Origin of the sequence: Methyloceanibacter caenitepidi, assembly GCF_000828475.1 — a bacterium.
GTDB classification, from domain to species: domain Bacteria; phylum Pseudomonadota; class Alphaproteobacteria; order Rhizobiales; family Methyloligellaceae; genus Methyloceanibacter; species Methyloceanibacter caenitepidi.
Map to the genome: position 1 here is coordinate 1,547,945 of NZ_AP014648.1, position 9,195 is coordinate 1,557,139.

Annotated in this window: 20 protein-coding genes and 1 pseudogene; 2 read left to right on the forward strand and 19 right to left on the reverse strand. The window is 65.2% G+C overall.

What is annotated here, in order from left to right; all coding sequences use genetic code 11:
* Positions 1-71: 71 nt before the first annotated feature.
* From GL4_RS17980 to GL4_RS07150, 5 genes and pseudogenes are all read right to left on the reverse strand, one after another.
* A pseudogene (locus GL4_RS17980) lies at positions 72-662 on the reverse strand (DNA cytosine methyltransferase); the annotation flags it as partial.
* Positions 623-1,387 (reverse strand): DNA-methyltransferase, encoded by a 765-nt coding sequence (locus tag GL4_RS07140; RefSeq protein WP_208430907.1) that lies wholly within the window; start codon positions 1,385-1,387, stop codon positions 623-625. The pseudogene GL4_RS17980 and the gene GL4_RS07140, both read right to left, overlap by 40 nt.
* Before the next feature lie 43 nt (positions 1,388-1,430).
* Entirely contained in the window at positions 1,431-1,628 is a 198-nt protein-coding gene (locus GL4_RS18205) for a Com family DNA-binding transcriptional regulator (protein ID WP_172653318.1), read from the reverse strand.
* A gap of 193 nt (positions 1,629-1,821) precedes the next feature.
* Positions 1,822-2,115, reverse strand: coding sequence for a hypothetical protein (locus tag GL4_RS07145; protein ID WP_045366112.1), 294 nt, complete (start codon positions 2,113-2,115; stop codon positions 1,822-1,824).
* Positions 2,116-2,117: 2 nt separating this feature from the next.
* Positions 2,118-2,579 (reverse strand): hypothetical protein, encoded by a 462-nt coding sequence (locus tag GL4_RS07150; protein WP_045366115.1) that lies wholly within the window; start codon positions 2,577-2,579, stop codon positions 2,118-2,120.
* Positions 2,580-2,892: 313 nt separating this feature from the next.
* On the opposite strand from GL4_RS07150, the gene GL4_RS07155 reads away from it, so the two are divergent.
* A complete protein-coding gene (locus tag GL4_RS07155; RefSeq protein ID WP_045366118.1) occupies positions 2,893-3,099 on the forward strand; it encodes a hypothetical protein in 207 nt (68 codons plus the stop codon).
* A 303-nt stretch (positions 3,100-3,402) separates the two neighbouring features.
* On the opposite strand, the gene GL4_RS07160 is transcribed toward GL4_RS07155, so the two are convergent.
* Positions 3,403-3,915: a DUF6362 family protein gene (locus tag GL4_RS07160; RefSeq protein ID WP_156137435.1), complete on the reverse strand. Its 513-nt coding sequence runs from the start codon at positions 3,913-3,915 to the stop codon at positions 3,403-3,405.
* A gap of 279 nt (positions 3,916-4,194) precedes the next feature.
* Here GL4_RS07160 and GL4_RS17470 point away from each other — a divergent pair, with 279 nt between their 5' ends.
* The gene (locus GL4_RS17470; protein ID WP_156137436.1) at positions 4,195-4,350 is read left to right on the forward strand and encodes a hypothetical protein; all 156 of its coding nucleotides are present in this window, start codon (positions 4,195-4,197) and stop codon (positions 4,348-4,350) included.
* 9 nt (positions 4,351-4,359) lie between these two features.
* Here GL4_RS17470 and GL4_RS07165 read toward each other — a convergent pair whose 3' ends face one another.
* The 13 genes from GL4_RS07165 to GL4_RS16670 all read right to left on the reverse strand — a co-directional run bounded on the left by GL4_RS07165 (position 4,360) and on the right by GL4_RS16670 (position 9,087).
* Positions 4,360-4,797 (reverse strand): hypothetical protein, encoded by a 438-nt coding sequence (locus GL4_RS07165; protein WP_045366124.1) that lies wholly within the window; start codon positions 4,795-4,797, stop codon positions 4,360-4,362.
* Between the two features lie 13 nt (positions 4,798-4,810).
* On the reverse strand, positions 4,811-4,960 hold the full coding sequence (locus tag GL4_RS17475) for a hypothetical protein (protein WP_156137438.1): 150 nt from the start codon (positions 4,958-4,960) through the stop codon (positions 4,811-4,813).
* A complete protein-coding gene (locus GL4_RS07170; protein WP_045366127.1) occupies positions 4,957-5,208 on the reverse strand; it encodes a hypothetical protein in 252 nt (83 codons plus the stop codon). The genes GL4_RS17475 and GL4_RS07170 overlap by 4 nt, the downstream gene beginning before the upstream one ends.
* A complete protein-coding gene (locus GL4_RS07175) occupies positions 5,205-5,429 on the reverse strand; it encodes a hypothetical protein (RefSeq protein WP_045366130.1) in 225 nt (74 codons plus the stop codon). Before GL4_RS07175 ends, GL4_RS07170 begins: the two co-directional genes overlap by 4 nt.
* A gap of 4 nt (positions 5,430-5,433) precedes the next feature.
* The gene (locus GL4_RS07180) at positions 5,434-5,673 is read right to left on the reverse strand and encodes a hypothetical protein (protein ID WP_045366133.1); all 240 of its coding nucleotides are present in this window, start codon (positions 5,671-5,673) and stop codon (positions 5,434-5,436) included.
* On the reverse strand, positions 5,670-5,864 hold the full coding sequence (locus GL4_RS07185; RefSeq protein ID WP_045366136.1) for a hypothetical protein: 195 nt from the start codon (positions 5,862-5,864) through the stop codon (positions 5,670-5,672). The genes GL4_RS07180 and GL4_RS07185 overlap by 4 nt, the downstream gene beginning before the upstream one ends.
* Positions 5,861-6,148, reverse strand: coding sequence for a hypothetical protein (locus GL4_RS07190; RefSeq protein WP_045366139.1), 288 nt, complete (start codon positions 6,146-6,148; stop codon positions 5,861-5,863). The genes GL4_RS07185 and GL4_RS07190 overlap by 4 nt, the downstream gene beginning before the upstream one ends.
* On the reverse strand, positions 6,145-6,429 hold the full coding sequence (locus GL4_RS07195) for a hypothetical protein (protein WP_045366142.1): 285 nt from the start codon (positions 6,427-6,429) through the stop codon (positions 6,145-6,147). The genes GL4_RS07190 and GL4_RS07195 overlap by 4 nt, the downstream gene beginning before the upstream one ends.
* Positions 6,426-7,544, reverse strand: coding sequence for a DnaA N-terminal domain-containing protein (locus tag GL4_RS07200; RefSeq protein WP_045366145.1), 1,119 nt, complete (start codon positions 7,542-7,544; stop codon positions 6,426-6,428). Before GL4_RS07200 ends, GL4_RS07195 begins: the two co-directional genes overlap by 4 nt.
* Entirely contained in the window at positions 7,541-7,747 is a 207-nt protein-coding gene (locus GL4_RS07205) for a hypothetical protein (protein ID WP_045366148.1), read from the reverse strand. The genes GL4_RS07200 and GL4_RS07205 overlap by 4 nt, the downstream gene beginning before the upstream one ends.
* Complete coding sequence (locus GL4_RS17480; RefSeq protein WP_156137439.1) at positions 7,744-7,920, reverse strand: hypothetical protein; 177 nt, start codon at positions 7,918-7,920, stop codon at positions 7,744-7,746. Before GL4_RS17480 ends, GL4_RS07205 begins: the two co-directional genes overlap by 4 nt.
* Entirely contained in the window at positions 7,917-8,171 is a 255-nt protein-coding gene (locus tag GL4_RS07210; protein ID WP_045366151.1) for a hypothetical protein, read from the reverse strand. Before GL4_RS07210 ends, GL4_RS17480 begins: the two co-directional genes overlap by 4 nt.
* 238 nt (positions 8,172-8,409) lie before the next feature.
* Positions 8,410-9,087, reverse strand: coding sequence for a hypothetical protein (locus GL4_RS16670; protein WP_052464214.1), 678 nt, complete (start codon positions 9,085-9,087; stop codon positions 8,410-8,412).
* Between the last annotated feature and the right edge of the window lie 108 nt (positions 9,088-9,195).

Genomic DNA, 9,195 nt, shown 5'->3' on the forward strand with positions numbered 1-9,195 from the left:
TGTTGCCGCAGTTCTTGCAGGTCGGCGTGGGCCAGTATGAAGAGGCGACGCCTCTGGTGGCTCGCTCCAGCTTCATACGCCGAGAACAGGCCCGCTTTAACCGCAAAGCCCAAGCGTCGAAAGCCCTTGCCGACCTCGGCAAATCCCAAATCGAGATGACCGTCGACGTTCTCGCAGAAGACCCACTCGGGCTCGACTTCGCCGATGATCCGTTCGATGTCCGGCCAGATGTGGCGCGGATCCTTTGCTCCTCGCTTTTGGCCGGCGACGGAGAACGGCTGGCATGGGTATCCGGCAGTGAGGATATCCACCTTGCCGCGCCACGGTCGGCCGTCAAAGGATCTAACGTCGTCCCAGACAGGCGCACGATCCAGGGCTTCGTCTTCCATCCGCGCCACGAGGGTGGCCGCGGCGAAGGCTTCTCGCTCGACAAAGCAATGAGTTCGATACCGGGGTTCCGCAATGTGGAGGCCGAGCTCCAGGCCTCCAAATCCAGCACACAGTGCAAGGCCGCCGAGCGCTCGTCCGCGCCCAACGCCTGTTCCGGAATGTAGAGCCACACGCGTGCCCCTCCCTGTTGGTGGGGCTCCGATGGCCTCTGTCTCGATTGTCGTCTGTTCCTCTAGAGCCGCACCGCTTCGCGGCCCGTCTCCGCTTCCCATCGTGCAACGATCACGTCGCACCAGTGCGGCTCGAGCTCGAGCCCGTAACAGATGCGTCCCTCGCGCTCCGCCGCGATCAGCGTAGTGCCACTCCCGAGAAAGGGGTCGTACACCAGCTCGCCCGGGGCGCTGTTGTTGCGGATCGGCCGCGCCATCACCTCGATCGGCTTCTGTGCGCCGTGCCCCGACTTCGTCTCGGTCGGGTCTCGCTTCAGGGCGCCCGGCATGGCGAGGATCTGCCACACGGTCGTCTGCTTCCGGTCGCCACGCCAGTGGCCGGTCCGGCCCTTGCGGACCGCGTAGTAGCAGGTCTCGTGCTGCCAGTGGTAATGCCCACGGCTTATGGCGAAGCGAGACTTCGCCCAAACGATCTGCGCTCGCAGCTGAAACCCACTCTCGCGTAGAGACCGCGCGACGATGTCCGCCTGCAGGCCTCCATGCCAGACATAGGCCACGTCGCCCGGAAACAGGCGATACGCATCCGACCAGTCGACCCGGTCGTCGCCGGCGATCTTACTGCGCGCGTCGCTGCGATTCACGAGACCCTGGCGCCAGCTGGGATCGTACTTCACCCCGTAGGGCGGATCCGTCGCCATCAAGTGCGGCACGGAACCATCCAGCAGCCGTTCCACGTCGGCCGGCGACGTGGCGTCGCCGCACAGGAGGCGGTGGGGCCCCAGCTGCCAGAGCGTTCCGCGTCGCGTTCGTCGTGAGGCTGGATACACGTCGGCTGCCCTCCCTATGCGCATGTCCGCGCAAGTTCGGGCTCTATCGGCCTCTCGGTGCTGAGGAGGCCGTGAAGCGGATCCGCGCGTCGTCTGGCGCGGTGTCGGGCTCTTCGGGCCTCAGGATGTTCAGATGGCCGCAACGGCGGCATTTGATCTCTAGCCGGCCCGAAAGGGCCTTTGCCGCCGCCTTGAACAGGAGGGCGGCGCATTTACCACAGCGAATGCTTTCCAATGACACGGGGGACAGGCCTCGGCGAGCCTCGCCGCTGCCGCCCGAGAGGGCGGTGGCGGGAGAAGCGTTGTCCTGTCCTACGCTTGCCGGGTTCGATCTTGGCGGATGGTCCCGGCTCCGCAGCGGCTGAGCTGCGGCTCTCGTCTTCCCTTTGCCGCCCTATCGCCCTAGCGGGCTACTAGAGGGCGGATGTTCTGTATCACGCGGCCTTTCGTTCCGCTCGCCGCGCCGCGCGACGCAACTGAGCGTCGTAGGCCGCCGCGATGTGGCGGGCGGCGAAGACGGGGAAGTCGCACGCCTCGAGCACGCCTTGAGCGTAGTCGATCCGCTTGCAGCCGTCCTTCAGCGTCGCCACGGCGACAAGGTCTCCGTGGTTCATGGTGTAGACCTCGAGGTCCACGCCAAAAACTACGCGCCGCGGTAGCCGGTCGCGAAGAGCGCACAAGGCTTCGATCTCGCGATGCGGATCTCGCCAGGCGTTGCGATGCGCCATGCTCACCCCATCGGGACGTTCAGGTCTTCCGGCGGTGCTGCCGGCGGGCCGAGCTCGGTGCCTTCGTGGCCGCAGGCTTTGCACTCCACGCCATACGCTGCGCGCCGGGGATCCGGGTGCATCTTCCGGTGCACGAACACTCGGGTAGAGCCGCAGGCGCGGCAATGCCGCGGCGGCCATTCCAGCCGCGGCATCTGGTCAGCGGCATGCACGCGCTCGATGCCGAGCCGCGCCAAGGCGATCAGCGTGTGCGCGTTCTCGAGCAGCAGCTTCAGCGCGTCCCGGAGATGCGGGTCGCTGCCGGTCTCGATCGTGGCCCCTTCGGCGCTTTCCGCCTGAACGAGGAGGTATTGGCCCGCGCTCTCGCGATACAGGGGGCGCCAGTCGTACGCGTAATGGTGGGCGTTCGTCTCCAGCCGCTCGAGGATCTCGAGCGCGGCGCTGTCGCTCACCTGGCGGGTCATCGGGTCCCTCGCGGGCGTGGACAAAAAAAACCGCCCGAACCTCTTTGGTCCAAGCGGCCTAAATTTCTGCAATTATCGCTTGCTAGTGGCCTAAATTTAGGCCACTATAATTATGCGCTGAGGGGGATGGATGGGCCATCCCCGGCGCAACGGAAGGAAAAGGCAATGTCTACTTTCGAGACGATTAGCCTGATCCTTCAAGCTTCCCAAGTAGCGATTGGACTGGCCGGTCTGATCTACTTGGTGAAGTAAGAAGGGGGCCGGGGGGCCCGCAAGGCTCCCCGGTACCCCTCTTACTATAGCGGAGTCTCTCATGAACCGTAAATATATCAGCGCCGAAGATTTCGCCGCCTGGGTCGAGAACGTCGCCGGAAGCGACCGCAAGGCCGCCGCGATGCTGTCATTGGCGCGGGACACGGTCGCCAAGTACCGCGACGAAGGCGCGCCGCTCTATATCGGCCTCGCCTGCGCCGCGCTCTATCACCGCCTCGATCCCTTTTCGGCTTCCGCCCTCAAATAGCGCGCTGGCGCGATAGGGCGTCCAAAACTCCAAAACCCCCGGAGACGGGGATCTCCGGGGGCCGTGGGGTGTCCAGTCGTGGGAAAGGATCGCAACCTCGAAAGGCCGGAACGTATCCGGTGGCTGAAATTCGTCCAGCTCACCATGACGAGGCGCAGATATACCCGAATAGCGTGAAAAATAGCCAGGACACAATCTAGCACAATTTGTGGCGGGGGGTTCTAATCCCCCACGCGCTCAAGCACCCGCTAGGCGGTAGGACAATCAAACCGTCCTCAAGCAGGCCGCTATGCCGGTAGGACGTCAAACAAACAGCCGGTCGATTTCTTTCCAATGGCGCGACAGGACCTGCGCGACCGCGGATCTGTGCCAATTGCGCAAGGTCGCTTCGCTGCGGCCGTATTGATGCGTCAGGCGCCACCAGCTCACGCCATGAGCCCGGGCGATGATCAGCTTCACGTCGCGCGGCCCGTTGGCGGACCTCCAGAGTTCGCTCAGCCAGGCCAGCACGTCGAGATACCGGCCGACGTCGCGCGGGGAGGGGCGGAAGCGCCGCAGCTTGCGCGTGGGCTCGCCTTTCGACGCCCGCAGCTGCGCCTCGAAGTCTGCCGCCGCGTCGAGCTCCTGCTTCGTGTAGACCGGCTCGGGAAGTCCGGATCCCGGCGATCGCTGGAAGCGCCGCTCCTTGTCCGGCAGGGCGGCCAGCGTCAGCACCGACCGATCGATCAGGATCAGGCATTTCTTCTGGAGCTCGACCGTCTGGTCGAGGCCCAAGCCCGGCCGAGGTTTCAGCCCCGGAATCTCAGTAGCACCCATGCCGGCCCTTTCCCAAGTGGCCGGCCTTCCGATGTCGTCCCGTCCCCCACACCCGACCGCCCTCGAGCAGCCCGCTAGGGCGGTAGGGCAGACAATAAACGCAGAAAACATAAGGCGTTAGCGTGACAGAGTCGAGAAGGCGGCGTGTGGTGCCTTAACGGGCGCCGCCACGAATGAGCGCGCGGAAATGAACACGCGCCCGAAACCCGTGTTGCACGGTTGTGGCGCGCCGTGCTTTGCTACCGCTGGGGAGGCGGCGAAATCCGAAGGGGGGATCCCATGCGCGCACTCATATTGCCTGCTTTGGTCATGTGCTTCTTCAGCCACGAGGTCGCCTCGGGCATGAACAAGATCTGCTATTACGACTGCCTGGGATCGCCGGCTGCGATCACGATCTCCAGCGTCTCGCTCTGTCCGCTGAACATCAATCGCTAGGCACCTACCCTAGAGGTTCACCCAACTCTTCCGGAGCACCTTGGGGTCTCCATAGGTGTCGCACCCGTCGACCATGATCCGTTCCGGCTCGTGTTCGCCACGGTAGGACTGTGACACCAGGCGCCGTTTCGGCACGGGCATCGGCTCCGTATCCCGGCCGCAGTACTTTGGGTTCGGCCCGAAGTCTACGGTCGGTGGCGGACCAATCAACTCCTCCCGCACCGCGTCGTCTTCGTCCACACGCTCGCGATAGCCTTGCGCCTTGGCCAACTCGATCTGCATTTGGAGGAGCTTCTCCTTCAGCGCCACGATGCTGCCCCGTGCCTCCCGTAATTCTGCGGACACTCCGGCGACGGCATTCTCGGATGCCGCGAGATCTGCGGCGAGACGTCCGTTCTCCGCGATCAGCTCGTCCTTGGTCATGGGCTTCTTCTTGGTCTCGGTCATCGTCTTCTCCTCATCAGGCCGGATAGGCCAAGCTCGCATACGTCACCATGGCCGTGGCAGAGACCACGGCCGTGATCTGCCAGTCCCGCCACAGCGCCAGGACCGTGAAGCCGATCAGCACGAACAGAACGCCCGCCTTCAGGGCCTCTGGATCGATCGTCACAGCAAGCCGCCCCGCGTGGCGCGCGCTTGGTTCAGCGCTGCCCGCCCATCAGCAGTGATCGATGCGACCAGCGTGCCGTCTGTCATCTCGTAACAGTTGCCAACGAGCGGCGGCCACATGAGCGCCATGGCCTTCACGTTCTCCTGGTCCTTGGCGTCCCGGATCACGGCGCCGTTCGGTCGCATTGCGAGACACTCGAGCAATCGCAGTCTGTCGTCGCTCAGCCCGGACATGCTTGGACCCGTCATGGCGCGCGCCTCTTGGTGGCGCGCGGCCGTCGGATCCCGCCGATCTTGTCGATCCGCTCGAGGAAGTCCGAAGGGACCGCCATGTTGACGCCGCTCGGTCGCGCGGCCTTCAACGCCTCGAGAATTTCCTGCGCGGCGCTGCGGCGTCCATCCTCACGAGCCGACCAGATCACAAGGCCGATTGCTACGGAGATCGCCGCCCACATCATGATCAGCTGCACGTGACTACTCCTTCCGCGATTCTTTCGATGCATCCTGGATCCTCGCCAGCGCCAGTTTGGTGGCCTCTTCGATCTGACCGATCGGGCACAGTCCCCCGTGCGCCGTGCCGCCGATATCGAATCCATGCGTCTCGCAGCGCGCGCCAACACGCGCCGGCGCATCTGTCGGGAACGCAAACGGGCGGCCGTACGAATCCAGCGCCGGGAGCGCGTAGCAGACGATCTGGCAGGTCGGCTTACTCACCGCTGGCCTCCGTCGTTCGCCTGCTCGCCGCGGGCGAGAGCGTCGTCGCAGATATCGCGCAGGACGTCCCGCAGGCCTGCGTAGAGCTCGCCGCCGCGATTGTGCGCGTGGACCTTGTTGCGGATGTCCCGCAGCGCCTTGCGGTAGATCTCTGCCTCACTCGGAGGGGTATGACCCAAGAGACTGCTCATGGGCTGTCACTGTTGTTGTCGCCATCGAGGAAGCGCCGCTTCGCGGCATCGATGAGAGCATTAAGCGCGGCCTTTCCCTCGTCGGTCGTCGGCGCCTTACCGCACAGCGTGACGACGATCTCCGGGTCCTCGTCCTCGGGCGTCGCGGAGTCTGACAAGATATCTGCTGCCGTCTCAAACACGCACTCCACCAGGTGTTCGCAGAACATCGTTCTGGACATCTGGCCGACAGGCTTCGCCTGATACCGCTTCTGCAGCAGCTCGAGCACTTCGTCCTTCGTCACGGCTGTTTGTCCTCCACCGGCTCGTAAGTCGCCTCGAAGACGTCCGGCTTGCAGGGGTAGATCTCGCCCTTGACGCCTCGGATGATCCAGTCGTCTGGTTCGGCGCTCATCGTGCCCTCGAGCGTAGCGATCTGCAGTCCGACGTTCGGTGCGACCTTGACGATGCGGCGCCCGTTGATGGCCATCTGCATCCAAAACGGCAACGAAGGGTAAGGTTCGAACAGCACATCCCTGCACCGGACCGCCTCGATCTCCACCGGCTTCTTGCGAAACGTCGTCACGATTCCACCTCCACGTCGTCCGCGTCCTGCGTTCTTGCCGCTGCATGGCGCAGCGCCTGCTCGTGGTGCCGCCGCACCCAATCGGCGTGGAATCGCGACGGCGCCCTCAGCTTCAGTGTTCCGTCGGCCGTGACGCAGACGAATTGCAGCGGCGCGATCCAGCTCGCAAAGGTGTCCTCGCCCATCGCGGTCTTGAGCGCGGCGCGCATGGCCAGCCATTGCGGCGGGCCATCCGGTTCTGGCGCCCGCTGGCCGATCGGGGCCCCAGCCGTCTCAAGTACGCCAGAGGCGGCTAGACGGCTGGGGGATCTAGAACCTGAAGCGCGGTAGCTGCGTGGGGGACGAGAAGCCTCTTCCTGAACGAGCTCGGTGAAATAGCCGACCCACAGCGGCGGCTCGAATTTGCGTCGGCCGGCCGCCCGTTCGATCGCGGACCGCACTTGGGCCTCGGTCGCGCCGTCGTCGAGCCAGCCGCGGACGACGCCCAGCGCTCGGTCGTCGTGGTGGTAATCGACGCCGAGCCTTGTCGAGATCCAGCGGAGCAGCGACAGGGCGCCTTGCGTGTTCTTGCGCGCCCCGCCGCCGGGATCCTTTCCCGAATCCGGATCGGGAGCAGCTGCAGCAGCTACGTTAGATAAGCCGTTTATATGCGATGCGACTCCTGGGAGTCGCATCTGATGCGACTCCTGAGAGTCGCTTCTGCTGCGACATTGGCGCACCTGATGCGTCACTTTTGGCGCACCTGATGCGTCATTCTTGGCGCACCAGCGGAGCTCGAGCGCACGGCCCGTGGACCGCTTCGCAAGGTGTCCGCGCTCGACAAGGCCGTTCAAGGCCCGCTGCACGGTCCGCCGCGACAGGCTCGCCTTGTCCGCGATCGTCGCTTCCTTCAGGAAGCACCGGCCGGTCGCGTTCGTGTGGAGGCCGACAACGGCCGCGACCTGGCGCATGGCCTTGGTGAGGGAGAAGTCCAGCGCCACCGAACGGGGCATCCGGGATTCGCGCGGGCCCGAATCCTGGCGCGCGGTTTCCAAATACGCGGAATCGGCTTCCATATCCGCCGATCCGGTTTCGGGGCGCGGAATATGCGCCTGCTTATGCGCCCCTTGCTTCACCGTTGCGCCCCCAGCCCCATGTCGAAGACCTTGGCGACCTCGTGCGGGCCGAGAAACAGCCACGCGAGGCCGATCGCCGCCCCCACGAAGCCGCCGATCGCCAGCGCCAGGAATCCCTCCCGTGGATCGTCGATGCCGTAGTAGCCCGCGAGGGCGAGCACTAGGCTGATCACGAGGGTCTCGAGCGCGGGCGGGAAGATCATGAAGTCCCCTCGTTCAGCCGCTTGCGGATGGCGTCCATCCGCTGCTCGTCCTCGGGCGCAACCCCGAACATCGCGACGTCGGCCTCGAGGACCTCGAGCCATCCGACCAGCTCGTCCCGCTCGAAAGACGAGAGCGGCTCGGCCTTCGTCAGAATGGATTGCAGGTAGCTCATGCCGCGCCCTCGCTCTCCTCGACCAGGCACTCTTCGAGCAGCCGCGCGGCCGCGTCGCTCGGGCTGATACCGTCGCGTTGGGCGATAACGACGAGCTCGCCATAGGCGAGGTCGGACAGGTCCGCGATCACGCGCGGCGGCAGCACCAGGATCTCCGCTGGCGACGTTACCGGCCGCTTGCCCTTGCGCCGCGTGGCGCGCTTCTGCCGGCGTCGCGTGCGGCGTTCCTCGAGTCGCGTGATCGTGGCCATCAAGTTTGCCCTCCGCTGTAGAATTCCGCTGCGAACGCGGCCGCGGCCTCAATCCTGTCACCAGCCCAAACAAGAGTTCGCGGAAAAGGCCTCGCCCCCTGATCGAAAACGAAGTCTGTTGCGCCGAACCGCGAAGCCGCGCATCGCGCTCGCGTGCCACGGACTTCGTAGATGGGCATACCGATAAGATCAGGCTGACCGTCCAGGCTTTGCCGCACGTAGAAACCGTCGTGTTCCACTACGCGGCCCTCCTACCTGGCGTCCTTGGCGAACCGATCAGGCCGCGCTCGAGCATCGCGACCGCGTCTTCCTCGCTGCGGTAGACGTCGCACGGCAGGCCCTTGCCCGCCTGCAGCCAGTCCCATACGAGCCATTGGTGGGCGCTCGAGGGGCCCGCGGGCTTCTGCTCGACATTGGTCCAGCGCAGGCGAAACGTGAGCACCACGCGGGCGCAGAAGGCTTCGTTGTCGCGGAACAGATGGCGGCGGCTTTCGCGCGTGTCGAAGCCGATCGGGAACAGCGCGGCGACGGCGCCGGTCGGATAGCATTGCGCGATCAGGTGGGGGAGGATCTCGAGGGCCGTGCGGAACTGGAAGCCGTAAGGCAGGTTCGTCACGGTGACGACGCGCTTGCCCTCGAGCGGCAGAACGGGGAGGGCCGTCTTCAGCGCGCACGACTTGATGATGTCGCCGGTCCAGACGCTCGCGTCCGGCAGGGGCGCGATGTCCGATGCGAAAACGGGACCGCAGCCCATCTTCTCGAGCGCCGCGCAAATATGCCCGGATCCCGCGCAGGGCTCGTTCCAGGCGTCGACGTGGCCGAAGTCATAGGCGGACAGGAGCGCGGCCGGCGCCGCCTCCGGTGTGAAGTACCGGTCCCACTTCATGGGCTTGTAGCCGGATTTTCTCTGCGCCATCACAGCCCCCCTTGGGTCGGATGGTGCAGATCGCGCTCAAGTAGGCCGAAGGCCGGTAGCGCCACGGAGAAGGTCGCCATCTAAGCCCCCCCTTTGCGGGCGCGCCGT

What these genes read in the sequence shown, in the direction of transcription:
- GL4_RS07210 (WP_045366151.1), bottom strand. Translation starts at nt 8,171, where the DNA reads ATGGCCACGATCACGCGACTCGAGGAACGCCGCACGCGACGCCGGCAG.
- GL4_RS07155 (WP_045366118.1), top strand. Translation starts at nt 2,893, where the DNA reads ATGAACCGTAAATATATCAGCGCCGAAGATTTCGCCGCCTGGGTCGAG.
- GL4_RS07205 (WP_045366148.1), bottom strand. Translation starts at nt 7,747, where the DNA reads ATGATCTTCCCGCCCGCGCTCGAGACCCTCGTGATCAGCCTAGTGCTC.
- GL4_RS07165 (WP_045366124.1), bottom strand. Translation starts at nt 4,797, where the DNA reads ATGACCGAGACCAAGAAGAAGCCCATGACCAAGGACGAGCTGATCGCG.
- GL4_RS17470 (WP_156137436.1), top strand. Translation starts at nt 4,195, where the DNA reads ATGCGCGCACTCATATTGCCTGCTTTGGTCATGTGCTTCTTCAGCCAC.
- GL4_RS07170 (WP_045366127.1), bottom strand. Translation starts at nt 5,208, where the DNA reads ATGACGGGTCCAAGCATGTCCGGGCTGAGCGACGACAGACTGCGATTG.
- GL4_RS17480 (WP_156137439.1), bottom strand. Translation starts at nt 7,920, where the DNA reads ATGAGCTACCTGCAATCCATTCTGACGAAGGCCGAGCCGCTCTCGTCT.
- GL4_RS07150 (WP_045366115.1), bottom strand. Translation starts at nt 2,579, where the DNA reads ATGACCCGCCAGGTGAGCGACAGCGCCGCGCTCGAGATCCTCGAGCGG.
- GL4_RS07160 (WP_156137435.1), bottom strand. Translation starts at nt 3,915, where the DNA reads ATGGGTGCTACTGAGATTCCGGGGCTGAAACCTCGGCCGGGCTTGGGC.
- GL4_RS16670 (WP_052464214.1), bottom strand. Translation starts at nt 9,087, where the DNA reads ATGGCGCAGAGAAAATCCGGCTACAAGCCCATGAAGTGGGACCGGTAC.
- GL4_RS07185 (WP_045366136.1), bottom strand. Translation starts at nt 5,864, where the DNA reads ATGAGCAGTCTCTTGGGTCATACCCCTCCGAGTGAGGCAGAGATCTAC.
- GL4_RS07145 (WP_045366112.1), bottom strand. Translation starts at nt 2,115, where the DNA reads ATGGCGCATCGCAACGCCTGGCGAGATCCGCATCGCGAGATCGAAGCC.